The sequence below is a fragment of the Mediterraneibacter hominis genome, assembly GCF_014287475.1.
GTDB lineage: Bacteria > Bacillota > Clostridia > Lachnospirales > Lachnospiraceae > Mediterraneibacter > Mediterraneibacter hominis.
On record NZ_JACOPF010000003.1, the window covers coordinates 311,458 to 329,296 of the forward strand.

Here is a 17,839-nt window from a genome sequence, read left to right on the forward strand (position 1 = left end):
GCTTTCTTCCTTTTGCAGTAAAACCCTCCGGGTATCGGCAGTATACGCAAATAAAATAAGGAGGTGTACCAGAAAGTGGCAAAAGTTGAATTAAAACAACCAATCGTAAATGCAATTGCAGAAGAGATCAAAGATGCTGAGTCAGTTGTTCTCGTAAACTATCGTGGTCTTACTGTGGCACAGGACACAGAATTACGTAAACAGCTCAGAGAAGCAGGCGTGATTTACAAAGTTTATAAGAACACGATGATGAAAAGAGCTTTCGAAGGAACAGTATGTGAAGGTCTGGAAGAACATCTGGAAGGGCCGAGCGCAATCGCAATTTCCAAAGATGACGCTACAGCACCGGCAAGAATTCTCTGTAATTTTGCTAAGACAGCAAATGCTCTGGAATTAAAAGGTGGTGTTGTAGAAGGAGCGATCTACGACACAGCGGGATTGACAGAACTGTCTAAGATTCCATCCAGAGAAGAATTGCTTTCCAAACTGCTTGGAAGCATTCAGTCACCAATTACAAACTTCGCCCGTGTTATCAATCAGATTGCAGAAAAAGGCGGGGCAGAGAATTGCGAAGCTGCTTCTGCTAACGAAGCAGAGGAAGCGCCGGCGGCAGAGCCAGCAGAAGCTCCTGCTGAGGAGACGGCAGCTCCGGCAGAAGAATAAGAGCCTGATAAATTTAAGACAGGCAGTCGTATGAAAAATAAAAAAAGAAATGATATGGAGGAAATGAAAATGGCTAAATTGACAACAGCTGAAATGATTGAAGCAATCAAAGAGTTATCAGTATTAGAATTAAATGAATTAGTAAAAGCTTGTGAAGAAGAATTTGGTGTATCTGCAGCAGCAGGTGTTGTAGTTGCAGCAGCAGGCGGAGAAGCAGCAGCGGCTGAAGAGAAAGATGAGTTTGATGTAGAACTTGTATCTGCTGGTTCTTCTAAGGTTAAAGTAATCAAAGTTGTTCGTGAGATCACAGGACTTGGACTGAAAGAAGCAAAAGAGTTGGTTGACGGAGCTCCGAAGGTAGTAAAAGAAGCTGTTTCTAAGGCAGAAGCTGAAGAAATCAAAGCAAAACTGGAAGGCGAAGGCGCAGAAGTAAACCTGAAATAATTACTTTTGATAAAGGAATTTCAAGACCGCAGAAGATAAAACGCTTCTGCGGTTTTTGTTTTATATAATAGGAAATTTCGATAAATTTCCTATTATACAAAAAGCCCTCCGGGCGGGGTGCTGCGTGCCAGTGGCACGCGTTTAGCACCGACCGAAGCGGCAGCGGAGACTGCACACGCCGCAATAAGAAAATTTTACCGCTTTGCGGTATTGCGGCGGCGCGCAAAGTGGACAAGTCCCTCAAGATTGAGAGGCAGGGGAGTTGAATAGGCGAAGCCTATTTTTTAATAGAGAGATGGGAGGGATTCCTATCACATTTGTGATAAAATGTCAAGAGAAAAATAGAAAAACATTGGAAAAACGTTGACAATAAAAAGCGTTTTGTGTTATAGTAAAAAATGCGCTATTATGGAAAGGTATGCCATATAGTGGCAGAAATACCATTACAAGGCTCTTTTCTTGTAAGTTAGTAGGCTTAAACTGCTGGAGGAAACTCTGCGGTTTGTAAATGCTGTTGTCTGGCAGAATTGTGTAAGAGTTCAATCAGACAATGGCGCAAATAATATATGAGGAGTGAAACGTCAATGGAGAAAAACAGAATTCGTCCCATCACAAATGGAAAAAGTTTTCGTATGAGCTATTCCAGACAAAAAGAAGTATTAGAGATGCCGAATTTGATCGAAGTCCAGAAAGATTCCTACCAGTGGTTTCTGGATGAAGGATTAAAAGAGGTATTTGATGATATTTCCCCGATTGCCGACTATAGCGGACATTTAAGTCTGGAATTTGTGGATTTTACGCTCTGCGAAGATGACGTAAAGTACACGATTGAAGAATGCAAAGAACGTGACGCAACCTATGCGGCGCCTTTGAAGGTAAGAGTGCGGCTTTACAACAAGGAAAATGATGAGATAAATGAGCACGAAATCTTTATGGGAGATTTACCGTTGATGACAAAGACTGGTACATTTGTGATTAACGGTGCAGAACGTGTTATCGTAAGCCAGCTTGTACGTTCCCCGGGAATTTATTATGGAATTGCACATGATAAGCTCGGAAAAGAGCTATATTCAGCTACGGTAATTCCGAACCGCGGCGCATGGCTTGAATATGAGACAGACTCCAATGACGTTTTTTATGTACGTGTAGATAGAACAAGAAAGGTTCCGATCACAGTATTGATTCGTGCTCTTGGAATCGGTACGAATGCAGAGATCCTGGATTTATTTGGAGAAGAACCGAAAATCCTTGCAAGCTTTGGCAAAGATACAGCTGAAAACTACCAGGAAGGCTTATTAGAGTTATACAAAAAAATCCGTCCAGGTGAACCGCTTGCAGTGGACAGTGCAGAAAGTCTGATCACAAGTATGTTTTTTGACCCGAGAAGGTATGATCTGGCGAAGGTTGGACGCTATAAATTTAATAAAAAGCTGATGCTGAAAAATCGTGTGAGAGGCAGAATTCTGGCCGAGGACGTTGTCAGCCAGATTACAGGGGAAGTGATCGCTGAAAAAGGAACGAAGATCACCAGAGAGATCGCGGATGCGATTCAGAATTGTGCAGTGCCTTACCTCTGGGTGGAGGGAGAAGATGAAAGCCGCAATATTAAGATTCTGTCTAATATGATGGTAGATCTGCAGGCTGTTGTTGATATAGATCCGAAAGAAGTCGGCGTGACAGAGCAGGTATATTATCCTGTGCTCGCAGGTATCTTAGAGGAGTCCGCAGGGGATATTGAGGAATTGAAAAGCCTGATCCGCCGCGACATCCATGATCTGATACCAAAGCATATTACAAAAGATGATATTCTGGCATCGATTAACTACAACATTCATTTGGAATATGGAATGGGAAATGACGATGACATTGACCATTTAGGAAACCGCCGTATCCGTGCGGTTGGAGAGCTGCTTCAGAACCAATACAGGATTGGTCTGTCCAGACTAGAAAGAGTGGTTCGCGAGAGAATGACGACACAGGATCAGGACGGCATTTCGCCTCAGTCTCTGATCAACATCAAACCGGTTACTGCAGCAGTGAAAGAATTCTTTGGTTCTTCCCAGTTGTCCCAGTTTATGGATCAGAACAATCCCCTCGGTGAGCTGACGCATAAGAGACGTCTCTCGGCATTGGGGCCAGGCGGTTTGTCCAGGGATCGTGCCGGATTCGAGGTGCGTGACGTTCACTATTCCCATTATGGAAGAATGTGCCCTATCGAGACTCCGGAAGGTCCGAACATTGGTCTTATCAACTCTCTTGCAACCTATGCGAGAATCAATGAATATGGTTTTGTGGAGGCTCCGTACCGTAAGATTGATAAATCCGATCCGGAGAACCCAGTTGTCACAGAAGAAGTAGTATATATGACGGCAGACGAGGAAGATAACTACCATGTTGCACAGGCAAATACACCTCTGGATGCGGAAGGACATTTTATCAATAAAAATGTATCCGGTCGTTACCGCGAGGAGACGCAGGAATATGAGAGAAGTAAATTTGACTATATGGATGTGTCCCCGAAGATGGTGTTCTCTGTAGCGACTGCACTGATTCCGTTCTTGGAAAACGACGACGCAAACCGCGCGTTAATGGGTTCCAACATGCAGCGTCAGGCAGTACCGCTTCTGACAACAGAGGCTCCGGTAGTAGGAACAGGTATGGAAGTAAAGGCAGCGGTGGACTCTGGCGTATGTATTGTTGCGGAACAGGGAGGGACGGTAGAGCGTTCTACTTCTACAGAAATTATAATCCGGCATGATGACGGAACAAAGAAAACGTATAAACTGACAAAATTTTTGAGAAGTAACCAGAGCAACTGCTACAACCAGAGACCGATCGTAGAAAAGGGCGAACGTGTAGAAGAGGGACAGGTTATTGCAGATGGTCCGTCTACTTCCAACGGGGAGATGGCGCTTGGCAAGAATCCTCTGATTGGATTTATGACATGGGAAGGTTATAACTATGAGGATGCAGTCCTTTTAAGTGAAAGATTGGTGCAGGACGACGTCTATACATCTGTGCATATTGAAGAATATGAGGCAGAAGCAAGAGATACAAAGCTGGGGCCGGAAGAAATCACCAGAGACATTCCGGGCGTAGGCGATGATGCTCTCAAAGATTTGGACGAGAGAGGTATTATCCGGATTGGTGCAGAGGTACGTGCCGGAGACATTCTGGTCGGCAAAGTGACACCAAAGGGAGAGACAGAGCTGACAGCAGAGGAAAGACTGCTGCGTGCAATTTTCGGCGAAAAGGCGCGTGAAGTAAGGGATACTTCTTTGAAAGTGCCGCATGGTGAATATGGAATTGTTGTGGATGCAAAAGTGTTTACAAGAGAAAACGGAGATGAACTGTCTCCTGGCGTAAACCAGGCAGTCCGCATTTACATTGCACAGAAAAGAAAGATTTCCGTAGGAGATAAAATGGCGGGACGTCATGGAAATAAAGGTGTTGTATCCCGCGTTCTTCCGGTAGAGGATATGCCGTTTCTGCCAAATGGACGTCCGCTTGACATTGTACTGAATCCTCTTGGTGTGCCGTCCCGTATGAATATCGGACAGGTATTGGAGATCCATTTGAGCCTGGCAGCGAAAGCACTTGGCTTTAATATCTCTACGCCAGTATTCGACGGCGCTAACGAGGTGGACATTATGGATACTCTGGATTTGGCAAATGATTATGTCAATCTGGAATGGGAAGAATTTGAGAAGAAGCATGGAGAAGAGCTTCTCCCGGAGGTTCTCAAGTATCTTTCAGAAAACAGGGAACACAGAAAACTGTGGAAGGGCGTTCCACTTTCCAGAGATGGAAAAGTGCGCCTGCGTGACGGACGTACCGGAGAATTTTTCGACAGTCCGGTTACAATCGGACACATGCATTATCTGAAGCTCCACCATCTGGTAGATGATAAGATCCATGCGCGTTCTACAGGCCCTTACTCACTGGTAACACAGCAGCCACTCGGAGGAAAGGCACAGTTCGGAGGACAGCGCTTTGGAGAGATGGAAGTATGGGCATTGGAGGCATATGGCGCGTCGTATACACTACAGGAGATTTTAACAGTGAAGTCCGATGATGTAGTAGGGCGTGTCAAGACTTATGAGGCGATTATCAAGGGAGAAAATATCCCAGAGCCAGGCGTGCCGGAATCTTTCAAGGTACTGTTAAAGGAATTGCAGTCACTGGCGTTAGACGTACGTGTGCTGCGTGATGATAATACAGAAGTAGAAATTATGGAAACTGTAGACTATGGTGAGACCGATTTGCGCCATATCATCGAGGGGGATAAAAAATACCGCGATGAAAATGAATCATTCGGCGCACATGGATTCACAGAACAGGAATTTGTTGGAGAAGAGCTTGAAGATATAGAGCCGGAGGAAGAGGAACCGGATGACGATGAGATGGAATTAGAATTTGACGAATACCTGGATGAAGAAGAATAGGAGGAGCCAATTTTATGCCAAACAGTAATGAACAACAATATCAACCGTTAACCTTTGATGCAATTAAAATCGGGCTGGCTTCACCGGAAAAAATCATGGAATGGTCAAGAGGTGAGGTGACAAAACCGGAGACCATCAATTACAGGACATTAAAACCAGAGAAGGACGGGCTTTTCTGTGAACGAATTTTCGGACCGAGCAAAGACTGGGAATGTCATTGTGGAAAATATAAGAAAATCCGTTATAAAGGAGTTGTGTGTGACCGTTGTGGCGTTGAGGTTACAAAGGCAAGTGTGCGCCGGGAACGTATGGGACATATTGCCCTTGCTGCTCCGGTTTCCCATATCTGGTATTTCAAAGGAATCCCAAGCCGTATGGGATTAATACTGGATATTTCCCCTAGAACATTGGAGAGAGTACTGTATTTTGCGTCTTATATTGTGTTGGATAAGGGAGAGACAGATTTACAGTATAAACAGATTCTTTCAGAGGCAGAATACCAGGAGCAGAAAGAAAAATGGGGTTATGGTTCTTTCCGTGTCGGAATGGGCGCAGAGGCTATAAAAGAACTTCTGGAAGCGATTGATCTGGAGAAAGAATATAAAGAACTACAGGCAGGCTTAGAAAACGCAACAGGACAGAAGCGCGCAAGAATCGTGAAACGCCTTGAAGTAGTAGAGGCGTTTCGGGAATCCGGCAACAAGCCAGAGTGGATGATTCTTACGGCAATTCCGGTTATTCCGCCGGATTTGCGTCCTATGGTACAGTTAGACGGAGGACGCTTTGCGACATCTGACTTAAACGATCTTTACAGAAGAATCATCAACCGTAATAATCGTTTGAAGAGACTGCTGGAGCTGGGAGCGCCGGATATTATTGTAAGAAATGAAAAACGTATGCTTCAGGAGGCAGTCGACGCATTGATTGACAATGGACGCCGCGGACGTCCGGTGACGGGGCCTGGAAACAGGGCGCTGAAGTCATTGTCTGATATGCTCAAAGGAAAATCCGGACGTTTCCGTCAGAATCTGCTCGGAAAACGTGTAGACTACTCCGGACGTTCGGTTATTGTCGTTGGGCCGGAGCTGAAAATCTATCAGTGCGGTCTGCCGAAAGAAATGGCGATCGAGCTGTTTAAGCCGTTTGTTATGAAAGAGCTTGTAGCGAATGGTACGGCGCACAATATCAAAAATGCTAAGAAGATGGTAGAAAGGCTTCAGCCGGAAGTATGGGATGTGCTCGAGGAAGTCATCAAAGAGCATCCGGTTATGCTAAACCGCGCCCCCACATTGCACAGACTGGGAATTCAGGCATTTGAGCCGATCCTTGTAGAAGGAAAGGCAATCAAGCTTCATCCTCTTGTATGTACCGCGTATAACGCCGATTTTGATGGAGACCAGATGGCAGTTCATGTACCGCTATCCGTAGAAGCACAGGCAGAATGCCGTTTCCTGCTCCTGTCTCCTAACAACCTTTTGAAACCATCTGACGGCGGACCAGTGGCGGTTCCTTCTCAGGATATGGTACTTGGTATCTACTACTTGACACAGGAAAGACCAGGAGTAAAAGGGGAAGGCATGTTCTTTAAAAATGTAAGTGAGGCGATTCTTGCTTATGAGAATGGTTACATTACACTGCACTCTAAGATCAAAGTGCGTGTTTCTAAAGAAATGCCAGATGGGACAGTAAAAAGTGGTACGATTGACGCTACATTGGGAAGATTGTTATTCAATGAGATCATTCCGCAGGATTTAGGATTTGTGGACAGAGAAGTGGAAGGCAATGAATTGTTGCTGGAAGTTGATTTCCATGTAGGGAAGAAACAGTTGAAACAAATCTTAGAAAAGGTTATCAACACACATGGTGCTACACAGACAGCAGAAGTGTTGGATGATGTTAAGGCGATTGGATATAAATTTTCCACAAGAGCGGCTATGACTGTATCTATTTCTGATATGACAGTACCGCCTCAGAAACCACAGATGATTGAAGAAGCACAGAATACAGTAGACAGAATTACGAAAAACTATAAACGTGGTTTAATTACTGAGGAAGAACGTTATAAAGAAGTTGTAGAGACATGGAAGGCGACAGATGATAAACTGACAGAGGCGCTGCTTTCCGGTCTGGATGAATATAATAATATCTTTATGATGGCGGATTCCGGAGCCCGCGGTTCTGACAAGCAGATCAAACAGCTTGCAGGTATGCGTGGTCTGATGGCAGATACAACAGGACGTACGATTGAGCTGCCGATTAAGTCCAATTTCCGTGAAGGATTGGACGTACTGGAATATTTCATGTCCGCCCACGGCGCGCGTAAAGGATTGTCAGATACTGCGCTTCGTACAGCCGATTCAGGATATCTGACAAGACGTCTGGTCGACGTTTCGCAGGAACTAATCATCCATGACAGCGACTGTGTGGAAGCAGGAAAAGAAATCCCAGGCATGTACGTGAAGGCGTTCATGGATGGAAATGAAGAGATTGAAAGCCTCCAGGAACGTATTACGGGACGTTTCTCCTGTGAGGATATCAAGGATAAAGACGGCAATGTACTTGTTAAAGCAAACCATATGATTACGCCGAGACGTGCTGAGAAAGTAATGAAAAAAGGTGTAGATGAAAAAGGCGAGCCGCTTAAGAGAGTAAAAATCCGTACGATTCTTACCTGTAAATGTAAAGATGGTGTATGCTCGAAGTGCTACGGAGCAAATATGGCGACCGGTGAGGCAGTACAGGTCGGCGAGGCAGTCGGTATTATCGCGGCACAGTCTATCGGTGAACCGGGTACACAGCTTACTATGCGTACCTTCCATACGGGGGGTGTTGCCGGTGACGATATCACACAGGGTCTTCCACGTGTCGAGGAGCTTTTCGAGGCGAGAAAGCCGAAAGGTCTTGCAATCATCACAGAATTTGCAGGTAAAGCAACGCTTAGCGATACGAAGAAACGGCGTGAGATTATCGTTACGAATGATGAGACAGGTGAATCAAAGGCATATCTGATTCCTTATGGTTCCCGAATCAAGATTCAAGATGGCGCAGAGTTAGAGGCTGGAGATGAATTGACAGAAGGCAGCGTAAATCCGCACGATATTCTGAAGATCAAAGGCTTGCGTGCAGTACAGGATTATATGATTCAGGAAGTACAGCGTGTATATCGTTTGCAGGGTGTTGAGATCAATGATAAGCATATTGAGGTGATTGTGCGTCAGATGCTTAAGAAAGTACGCATAGAGGAAAAAGGCGACAGCGACTTCCTGCCGGGAATGATGGAGGATGTCCTGGAATTCAACGAAGTAAATGAACGTCTTGAGGCAGAGGGGAAAGAGCCTGCAACAGGAGAGCAGATCATGCTTGGTATTACGAAGGCTTCTCTTGCCACGGATTCCTTCTTGTCGGCGGCTTCCTTCCAGGAGACAACCAAAGTACTGACAGAGGCGGCTATCAAAGGAAAAGTAGACCATCTGGTAGGACTGAAAGAGAACGTCATTATCGGTAAGCATATTCCTGCCGGTACCGGCATGAAAAAATACCGCGACGTAAAACTCAGTACAGAATTGGAAGCAGAGGAAGAAATGAACTTCGATGAAGAGCTGGAATTAGAAGAAGAACTGTCAGCCGTAGAGGATATAGAGTAAAAATATCTGATAAAATAGGAAAAATATAATAAAAACCGTTGTCAGAAGAGACGTATTATAGATAGCAGTTTCTTCTGACAATGGTTTTTTTACTTTAAGCGTATTTTCTGGACTTATCCCTAATAAGAAATTTATGGATAGGAGTTACACATTATAATGGGGTGCTCTAAAGCTCAGAGGTATTTTGTCGACAGGCTGAATGGAGAAAGAATTTGTGAATAATATACAAGTTATATTGACAAAAATGGAAAAAATAGGTAATATGGAATAAAAGTACATCAGTGATATATCACTGATGTACCAAAGGGATTCTGCAAATATATTATAAAGGAGGGAGGCAATGGCGAAAAGACAGTCTATGACTGAACGGGTTCTCCAGGAACTGAGAAATGACATTATTAACTGGAATTATGAAGAGAATGACATGATTACAGAGGCGGAAGTTTCGCAGAAATTCGGTGTCAGCAAGACACCTTCCAGAGAGGCGCTCAATTATCTGTGTATGGAAGGATTTCTTGAGAAGATTCCCAATAAAGGGTATTTGGTAAAAGGAATCTCTGTCACAGAGCTTCAAAGTCTTTTTCAGTTTAGGGGAATATTAGAAAAAGCGTCCGCAGAAATGGCAATTCAATATGCGACGGATGAAGAACTTAAATTTTTGAAAGACTATACAGAAGAACAGATTGCAAAAATTGAAGGGAGCACATATCAGGAGTACAGTGAGATGAATATGCAGTTTCATATGTCAGTGGCATATTTATCGAGAAATCCCTATCTGATGTCCTCTCTAGAAAGTATATTGAATAAGTTAAGACGTGTACTTGTGAAGGATTGGAAGAGCTCAGAGGCAAAAAGTCTTATGGAAGAGCATGTAGAGCTGGTCAGTGCTTTGTGTACGCGAGATGTAGATCGGGCGAAGCAATATGTGGAAAAAGAATTAGGAGGTGTAGAGTACAGACTGTATTTCCGAGAAGGGAAAAATTTTTGAAATTTTCGCTGCATGTTCAAAATGAGAAGAAAGGAGGGAAAGAGGATGAAGAAAGTGCTGCTGCTTACAACAGGAGGAACAATTGCAGCGCGAACAGGAGAGCAGGGACTGGCCCCCGACATTAAATGTCAGGATATTCTGCAGATGCTGCCGGAGTTAGAAGGATTCTTCGAAATAGAGAGCAGAGACATTCTGAATCTGGACAGCTCGAATATTCAGCCGGAAGAATGGCAGTATATAGCAGAGATTGTGACGGAAATGCTGCCTAAGTATGATGGAATTATTATTACCCATGGAACAGATACAATGGCATATACGGCTTCTGCACTTAGCTATATGCTTCAGAATCTCTGTAAGCCTGTCGTTTTGACTGGTGCTCAGATCCCAATTGAACGGATGTTTACGGATGCAAAGAGAAATCTGCAGACTGCCTTTGCTGCAGTAAATGCAGGTGTAGAAGGGGTTACGATCGCATTCGATGACAAAATCATCAATGGGTGCAGGGCGGTGAAAGTAAGGACGCTGGGATTTAATGCTTTTGAAAGTATTTCAGCACCTTATCTGGGAGAAGTTTATGCAGATGGAATTCATGTATATGCACACAATATGGACAGAAAAAGAGACACATTTTGTCTGAAAAAGGAACTTTGTACAGATGTATTTCTTCTAAAGCTGATACCAGGTACGAACCCAGAGATATTTGACCGGCTGTTGGATATGAAGTACCGCGGAATTGTGATAGAAGCTTTTGGGGCTGGCGGTACACATTTTGAACGAAGGAATCTTATACCGAAACTAAAAAAGCTTGTGGAAAATGGAATCAGTATTGTAGCATGTAGTCAATGTCTGTATGAAAAAAGCGATTTTTCTATGTATGAAGTAGGACGAAAGCTTTTAGAGTGTGGTGTGATACCCGGGCGCGATATGACAACAGAAGCGATTGTAACGAAGCTGATGTGGGCTTTAGGACAGACAGAAGATCCAAAGGAAGTCAGGGCGATATTCAATACGGATTATGCCGGAGAGGTTACGTTGTAAATGGAAGAAATGACAAAAGAGAGAAAGGACTAGAAGGAGGGAATTTATGCAAGAACAAGAAAAGAAAGTGGATGTGGAAGAAACAGTAGATACAGAGTATATGCTGGAACCAGTTCCCATGAATAAGAGAAGATCCACATACAGCCAGATTATGGTATGGGTTGGGTTTGGATATTGTGCAACAGGGCTGTTTGTCGGAGGTACACTTGCCGGATATGGCGGGGCGCCGGGCTTAAATCTTGTAGATGCACTGCTGGCAATAATATTAGGAGAAGGGTCACTGCTCATTATGACGGCTCTTCTTGGAATTGCAGCACATAAAACAGGTTTGAACTTATCTTTAATATCCAGGTATTCATATGGAAGCAAGGGATTCATTATCCCGATGGCAGTGATGGCGCTTCTGACATTGGGCTGGTTTTCTAGTATTGTCGGAATGATTGCTGATATATGGGGAGGTTTTATAGATAATCCAAGCGGAATTACAGTATTTAGTCCGGCAAGCTGGGGATATGAAGGGGTTCCGGATATTACACTGGAGGTTTTAATTGCTGTTATATTCTGGGGGATTGTTTTTACTATCAGTGCAATTCGCGGAATCAGCGCTATAGAAAAAGTGGCGAAGGTAGTATGCCCGCTTATTCTGCTTGTTGCGATTATCGCCGGTATCGGTATGATAAATGAAGGCGGCGGAGTCGGCAGCTTTATAAACAAGGCAAATGAGTTAGACGGACTGGGACTTGGAACAGGTATTACAGCCGTAGTAGGAAGCTGGGTTGCCGGAGCCGTAATGGGCGTGGATATGTTCCGGTTTAATAAAAGTGTAAAAGCAGTGTGGTGGTGCGCAGCAGCCTGCTTTGTCTTTACGAACCCGCTTTTGAATATTGTCGGATATATCGGAAGTGTCAGTGCCGGACAGTACAACTATGTGGCGTGGATGATGGGATTTAGTGTGATTCTTGCTCTTGTTGCTGTATTTACATGGACGACGTCTCTTTGGACGACCGACAATAGTGAATTATATTGTAACTCACTGTATACAGGGCCGATACTGGATGCGGTAGGTGTGAAAGTAAACCGGAAGGTTTTAGTTGCCATTTGCGGTATCCTGGGAACTATTCTTGGAGCGATTGGTTTCTATCAGATTTTCTTTGCAAACTTTATCAATACATTGGGAGCAATGGCGCCTCCTCTGTGTGCACCAATTCTTGCAGATTATTATCTGGTAGGGAGAAAGAAATACGATGCGAAGTTGTTACATAAACAGCCAAAATGGCGCTGGGCAGGAGTGATTTCCTTTATAATCGGCGCGGGACTTGGATATTATTTCCAGTATGTAACGCCTCTTCCGTATAACCTGCCTTCCGGTTTGTTCGCAATGATTGTTTCTGTGATTATCTACTATATCATTTACAAATTCATGCCTGACAAAAAGGCTGACAAAGAGCTGATGGAAGAATTATAATAAGAGCTATCCCGAAGGGAATGAGTGACGAGGAAATAAAATGAAAAAGGAGATGGAAGATATGAAAAAAGTATTTTTAAACGAGATGAGCGCACGTGAAGTAAAGGCAATGCTGGAGCATGCGGACGAGGTGACGGCGATCACCTGTTTTGGTTCCTGTGAAAGCCACGGCTGGCACTGCTGTCTGGGGCCGGATTTCTTTGTTCCCACAGAAGTTGCAAAGCGGGTTGCCGAAAAATTAGACAATGTAGTGGTTGTTCCGGCAGTGCCATTTGGAACGTCCATTCACTATAATCAATATCCAATGTCCGTTACACTTCGATATGATACAGAGATTGCGATCGCAGAAGATATTTTTGAAAGCCTGATTAACAATGGAATCAAACATATCTATATATTAAACGGACATGACGGAAATATACCGGCGCTGGAAATTGCGGCTCATAATGTAAAAGACCGCCATAAAGATGCAAAGTTTTTGTATATGCCTGCATGGTGGAACAAAGTAGGCCCGATTATGGGAGATCGCTTCGAAGTATGGAACGGACTTGGACATGGCGGCGAGGGAGAGACATCGATTATGATGGCAGTACGTCCTGAACTGGTAAATCTGGAATATGCGGAGAGCCAGGTTCCTGAAAAGGTAATCGACGTGAATAAAACAACAGATATTATCTGGGACATCAAGGAGATCACAAAGACGGGCGCGACCGGAGATCCGACGAAAGCCTCTATTGAAAAAGGCAATCAGATGCTGGATATTCTGGTAGGGCTGGTAGCAGATGCCATTGAAGAAATGAACCGTACAGATTGGACTTACGGGACAAAATAAAGCAGGAAAAGGAATAACTTTATCCTGTATGAAAAATACCTGGAGACTAGAATGAGAAAAGTTCTGGTTTCCAGGTATTTTCTTTTTCAATTTTATCTTTCTGTATCCTTTGGGCAGTAGAGATATAAAATAGAATATATTTTATTTAGCTTATCAATTTAAAGAATTAATAAAAATGTATAGTTTGTACAAAAATACAAGAAAAATAATTTAAAAATATACAAATTAAACAATAAATGTGATAGAATGAAAACAAAGACAGAATGTCTGTAAGTATAATTTTTAATTGCTTATATGGCAGATTAAGAAGAGCAAAGGAGAAAGAGTTATGAAAAAAATAGGAGGAGTTACTATCGGTCAGTCTCCGCGGATAGATGTCACTCCTGATATTCTGCCAATATTCGGAAACGAAGTAGAGCTGATAGAGGCAGGAGCGCTGGACGGACTAACAAAAGAAGAAATCGCGCAGATGAAACCGAAAGAGGAAGATTATGTGCTTGTATCTAGGCTAAATGACGGTACCTATGCGAAATTTGGAGAAAGCTTTATATTGGAACGTCTGCAGGGCTGTATTGAAAGACTGGAGGCAGAAGGTGCTGAGTTGATCATGTTTTTTTGCGCAGGTACATTTCCAGATGTGTTTAAGGCACACGTACCACTGATCTATCCGGCGAGGCTGCTGAATGGAGTGGCGAAAGGATTAAGTCCGCGTTCCAATATCATCTTGATTACACCGGATAAGGATCAGATACAACAGGCGTATGAACAATGGGGAGATGTGGTAAAAAACCTGCATCCTGTAGCGGCAAATCCATATGGGGATATACAGGAGGTAATAGACGCTGCCAACGCAGTAAAGAATATTGACGCAGACTTAATTGTAATGGACTGTATCGGCTACTCTGAGCAGTCGAAAAAGTTGGTGAGAGAAATTACGGGAAAACCGGTTATTATGTGCAGAACACTTCTTGCAAGAGTAGTGTGTGAAATGTTAGATGTTATTTGAATTTGCATGACAACAGAAATAAATAGGAACAAAACGGCGCGGGTCAGAAGGAAGGGACCCGCGCTGTTGTATTGAAGGATAAAATTATTATTGTGAAATTATTAATCCGTCAGGGCATAACCATAGCGAATTTTACGGTAGATTTTTTGAATGATTGTAATCGGGAGACTGACGAGAATAAACAGGGATGAAAATACCCCCACAGAACCTCCGATAATCATAAGTAATATTAAACCGATATTCATATGATGTACACTCCTTTGACGTTTAAAATTTCTAATCGTTATTATAAAGGGTGCAGGGACATATGAAAAGAAAAAGGGAGAGTTCTTAGCAGTATTTTAACAGGTTTAAACTATTCCTCCTCATCCTCTGCCATTCGGTATCCGACGCCTACTTCTGTATAAATATATTCTGGCTGTGCAGGATCGGATTCAATTTTTCGTCGTATATTTGCCATATTAACACGGAGGATTTTATTGTCATCATCTGCAAAAGGTCCCCAGACATTCGATAAAATAGAAGCATATGTGATGACCTTTCCGGAATTTTGTGCCAGATAAGAGACGATCTTATATTCGATTGGCGTCAAATGCACGATAGACTCATTGACGGTAAGAAGCCTGCGTGTAAAATCCAGAACCATCCCCTTATGGCGGTAAGGGCGTATATAAAGTGGATTGTCTGTATTCATCCGGTTGCTGTGGCGGAGGGAAGCACGTATACGCGCCAGAAGCTCGGAAGTACCGAAGGGCTTGGTGATATAATCATCTGCCCCTTGATCGAGGGCGGTTACTTTCTCACGTTCTGCATTGCGGGCGGAAATGACAATGATAGGAGTACTAGTCCAGGTACGTACTTCTTGGATAATCTCATTTCCACTTATATCAGGGAGTCCCAGATCGAGGAGAATAATATCGGGACACTGTGAACGAATAAGCTCTAGTCCGTCCCGCCCGTTGTCTGCACAGAAAACACGATAGTCGTGGCGTTTTAATATTTTCCCCATAAAAGTCTGTATATTTTTTTCGTCTTCAATAATCAAAACTGAAAATTTATGCGGCATAGTTTTCCTCCTTATCTTTAGGCAGTGTAAATGAGAATTCTGCGCCATGACTGTGATTCGCGGCAGTGATGGTTCCATCGTGTGCCTGTACGATTGTTTTGCAGATGGAAAGACCGATTCCGATTCCTTTGTGACCGTCGGAAGAATCAGAAGAATATTGTCCTTCAAATATAAACGGCAGTTGCTTTTCATCCAGTCCAATTCCATAGTCTCGGATAATAAATGTGACAGAATCCGAGTTTTCTGTGATAATTAAATCGGAGGGTTCCCTACTTCCGGAATGAATAAAAGAGTTTTCTAGAAGGTTGATTAAAACCTGTTCGATTAAAGTAGCATCCAAAGGTAGCATAAGGAAGTCATTGGGCATAGTTACTTTGACTTTCATATCTGGATGCCGTTTCTGGAGGCGCAAGATTGCTTCAGAGACAACTTCTTCTACAACTTCCAGCGATTTTTTGACTTTTCCAGTATTGCCGGAAATACGTGTAACTGTCAGCAGATTTTCCACCATATTTAACAGCCATTCGGAATCTTCTTTGATATTGGAAACCAGCTCTGTCCGTTCCGATTCAGACAAGTCGCTGTAATTCTCAAGATAAGAAGAGGAAGAACCGATAATGCTGGTAAGCGGAGTGCGCAGATCATGGGACACTGCGCGGAGGAGGTTTGCGCGCAGCTTTTCCTTATCGGCGTCCATCAGTTTTCGTTCCCGTTCCGCAATCAGATGTTTCTGTCGTTTCATGGAGGAAGTAATGGCACTGGTTATCAGAGAAATTGCCAACATGCCGATAAAGGTGACTGGATAACCATCTAACGTAAAATTAAGTTTGAAATAAGGATATGAGAAAAGATAATTAACGGCTATAACCCCGAATAAAGCTGCCACAATCCCATATATATAACCATCTGTGTAAAGAGAAATTAAAATCAGCGCCAGTATATAAAACAAGGCAATATTGGCGGAATTTTTATGGCCAAAGTGGAAAAACAGAAAGGCAAGCACAGTTGCCAGGCTAAGTAAAACAAAAGTAGCTGCCAGATCTCTTAAAAGCGTTTTTTTCATGGGAATTTTACTCCTGATTTGTTCTTTAGTTCCCATTATAGGAAAAAGTACATGGATTTACAACACTTATTGAGATGCCTTTTTGTATTTTCGAATATAGGATCCCAAATTCTATTGTACTAATATTATGATAATGATAAAATGAGTTAGAAAAAACTAACCAAATAGATATAAGGAGGTACAACATGTCTTTTTTTCAGAATACTTGTAAACCAAAAGGATTTGGTGGAAACGTTATGGTTAATATGATGAATGTAGGTCACTCTTCTTTGGCAAACTGGGGATTTACGCATATAAGTATTCAAGATAATGCCACATCATTAGATGTTGGATGCGGTGGCGGCTCAAATATAAGAAAAATGTTAAAAAAAAGTCCAAAAGGTAAAGTTATCGGAATTGATTATTCAGAGATTAGTGTAAAAAAGTCGATAAAAATTAATAAATCGGCAATAGAAAGAAATCATTGTAAAATTTTTCAAGGTAATGTATTAGAACTCCCTTTTAAGAATGAGACCTTTAACTTAGCAACTGCTTTTGAAACAATATATTTTTGGGCTGATATTGATCAAAGTTTTAGACAGATATACAGAGTTCTAAAAAAAGATGGTATTTTTATGATTTGTAATGAGTCCAGTGGTGAAAATGACAAAGATAAAAAATGGACAGAGATTATAAAAGGAATGAAAATTTATACTTCTGAACAGATAAAATATGCTTTGAAAAAAGCAGGGTTTGTACAAATAAAAACGGACAAAAATGATAAAGGGTGGATTTGCGTGGTTGCTCAAAAGTAAGAGAGAAACTAATTGCCGAGAATAAATCTATTAAAAATTAAAATGTTCTTTAATTTCATTGTAAATTGCTTTTTTCTGTTATCTGTTTTGTTGATAGCCCTAGTATTTATGCGGGTATTCGTAGTTTTTACTTGTTTTTATAGATAGAAAGTATTGACAAATGGAAATCATGCTCCTATAATATGACCTATATTAAAATGAAAACCGCAGATGCAGAGAAGGTATAGGAAAAAACCCGTACAGAGAGCCGGGATGGTGGAAACCGGCAGGCAGTGTTCTTATACATGGGCTGCAGAGGGCGAGGGGAAAGGGAAAAACCAAGTATCCAAGACGTAATGTCTGCGTTAAAGACAGGTGATGTGATTGCATTGCTGAAGAGTGGATCCCTCAT

The 17,839-nt window shown here is 42.6% G+C and carries 13 protein-coding genes; 10 read left to right on the top strand and 3 right to left on the bottom strand.

Annotated features, from left to right (window positions below):
• The first annotated feature begins 75 nt into the window (after positions 1-75).
• The 9 genes from rplJ to H8S37_RS14370 all read left to right on the top strand — a co-directional run bounded on the left by rplJ (position 76) and on the right by H8S37_RS14370 (position 14,525).
• Positions 76-663, top strand: a complete 588-nt coding sequence (gene rplJ / locus H8S37_RS14330; RefSeq protein WP_186876738.1) for a 50S ribosomal protein L10 — start codon at positions 76-78, stop codon at positions 661-663.
• A gap of 69 nt (positions 664-732) precedes the next feature.
• Entirely contained in the window at positions 733-1,107 is a 375-nt protein-coding gene (gene rplL / locus H8S37_RS14335) for a 50S ribosomal protein L7/L12 (RefSeq protein ID WP_243207215.1), read from the top strand.
• Between the two features lie 584 nt (positions 1,108-1,691).
• Positions 1,692-5,552: a DNA-directed RNA polymerase subunit beta gene (rpoB, locus tag H8S37_RS14340; protein WP_186876739.1), complete on the top strand. Its 3,861-nt coding sequence runs from the start codon at positions 1,692-1,694 to the stop codon at positions 5,550-5,552.
• Positions 5,553-5,566: 14 nt separating this feature from the next.
• Positions 5,567-9,196, top strand: a complete 3,630-nt coding sequence (rpoC, locus tag H8S37_RS14345; protein ID WP_186876740.1) for a DNA-directed RNA polymerase subunit beta' — start codon at positions 5,567-5,569, stop codon at positions 9,194-9,196.
• A 340-nt stretch (positions 9,197-9,536) separates the two neighbouring features.
• Complete coding sequence (locus H8S37_RS14350) at positions 9,537-10,184, top strand: GntR family transcriptional regulator (protein WP_243207204.1); 648 nt, start codon at positions 9,537-9,539, stop codon at positions 10,182-10,184.
• A 45-nt stretch (positions 10,185-10,229) separates the two neighbouring features.
• Positions 10,230-11,222 carry an asparaginase gene (locus H8S37_RS14355; protein ID WP_186876741.1) on the top strand — a complete coding sequence of 331 codons (993 nt, stop codon included), beginning with the start codon at positions 10,230-10,232 and terminating at the stop codon, positions 11,220-11,222.
• 46 nt (positions 11,223-11,268) lie between these two features.
• Positions 11,269-12,687: a purine-cytosine permease family protein gene (locus H8S37_RS14360; RefSeq protein WP_186876742.1), complete on the top strand. Its 1,419-nt coding sequence runs from the start codon at positions 11,269-11,271 to the stop codon at positions 12,685-12,687.
• A 61-nt stretch (positions 12,688-12,748) separates the two neighbouring features.
• Entirely contained in the window at positions 12,749-13,519 is a 771-nt protein-coding gene (locus tag H8S37_RS14365; protein WP_186876743.1) for a creatininase family protein, read from the top strand.
• Positions 13,520-13,847: 328 nt separating this feature from the next.
• Entirely contained in the window at positions 13,848-14,525 is a 678-nt protein-coding gene (locus H8S37_RS14370; RefSeq protein ID WP_186876744.1) for an AroM family protein, read from the top strand.
• A 101-nt stretch (positions 14,526-14,626) separates the two neighbouring features.
• Here the strand turns inward: H8S37_RS14370 and H8S37_RS14375 are convergent, their stop codons facing one another.
• The 3 genes from H8S37_RS14375 to H8S37_RS14385 form a co-directional block, all read right to left on the bottom strand.
• Entirely contained in the window at positions 14,627-14,770 is a 144-nt protein-coding gene (locus H8S37_RS14375; protein WP_186876745.1) for a hypothetical protein, read from the bottom strand.
• A 110-nt stretch (positions 14,771-14,880) separates the two neighbouring features.
• Entirely contained in the window at positions 14,881-15,591 is a 711-nt protein-coding gene (locus H8S37_RS14380) for a response regulator (protein WP_186876746.1), read from the bottom strand.
• The gene (locus H8S37_RS14385; protein ID WP_186876747.1) at positions 15,581-16,654 is read right to left on the bottom strand and encodes a sensor histidine kinase; all 1,074 of its coding nucleotides are present in this window, start codon (positions 16,652-16,654) and stop codon (positions 15,581-15,583) included. Before H8S37_RS14385 ends, H8S37_RS14380 begins: the two co-directional genes overlap by 11 nt.
• A gap of 185 nt (positions 16,655-16,839) precedes the next feature.
• Between H8S37_RS14385 and H8S37_RS14390 the strand changes: the two genes are divergently transcribed.
• Positions 16,840-17,448, top strand: coding sequence for a class I SAM-dependent methyltransferase (locus H8S37_RS14390; RefSeq protein WP_186876748.1), 609 nt, complete (start codon positions 16,840-16,842; stop codon positions 17,446-17,448).
• The last annotated feature ends 391 nt before the right edge of the window (positions 17,449-17,839 follow it).

Coding starts and splice junctions, on each gene's coding strand:
- rplL (WP_243207215.1), top strand. CDS start 733: ATGGCTAAATTGACAACAGCTGAAATGATTGAAGCAATCAAAGAGTTA.
- rpoB (WP_186876739.1), top strand. CDS start 1,692: ATGGAGAAAAACAGAATTCGTCCCATCACAAATGGAAAAAGTTTTCGT.
- rpoC (WP_186876740.1), top strand. CDS start 5,567: ATGCCAAACAGTAATGAACAACAATATCAACCGTTAACCTTTGATGCA.
- H8S37_RS14350 (WP_243207204.1), top strand. CDS start 9,537: ATGGCGAAAAGACAGTCTATGACTGAACGGGTTCTCCAGGAACTGAGA.
- H8S37_RS14355 (WP_186876741.1), top strand. CDS start 10,230: ATGAAGAAAGTGCTGCTGCTTACAACAGGAGGAACAATTGCAGCGCGA.
- H8S37_RS14360 (WP_186876742.1), top strand. CDS start 11,269: ATGCAAGAACAAGAAAAGAAAGTGGATGTGGAAGAAACAGTAGATACA.
- H8S37_RS14365 (WP_186876743.1), top strand. CDS start 12,749: ATGAAAAAAGTATTTTTAAACGAGATGAGCGCACGTGAAGTAAAGGCA.
- H8S37_RS14370 (WP_186876744.1), top strand. CDS start 13,848: ATGAAAAAAATAGGAGGAGTTACTATCGGTCAGTCTCCGCGGATAGAT.
- H8S37_RS14375 (WP_186876745.1), bottom strand. CDS start 14,770: ATGAATATCGGTTTAATATTACTTATGATTATCGGAGGTTCTGTGGGG.
- H8S37_RS14380 (WP_186876746.1), bottom strand. CDS start 15,591: ATGCCGCATAAATTTTCAGTTTTGATTATTGAAGACGAAAAAAATATA.
- H8S37_RS14385 (WP_186876747.1), bottom strand. CDS start 16,654: ATGAAAAAAACGCTTTTAAGAGATCTGGCAGCTACTTTTGTTTTACTT.
- H8S37_RS14390 (WP_186876748.1), top strand. CDS start 16,840: ATGTCTTTTTTTCAGAATACTTGTAAACCAAAAGGATTTGGTGGAAAC.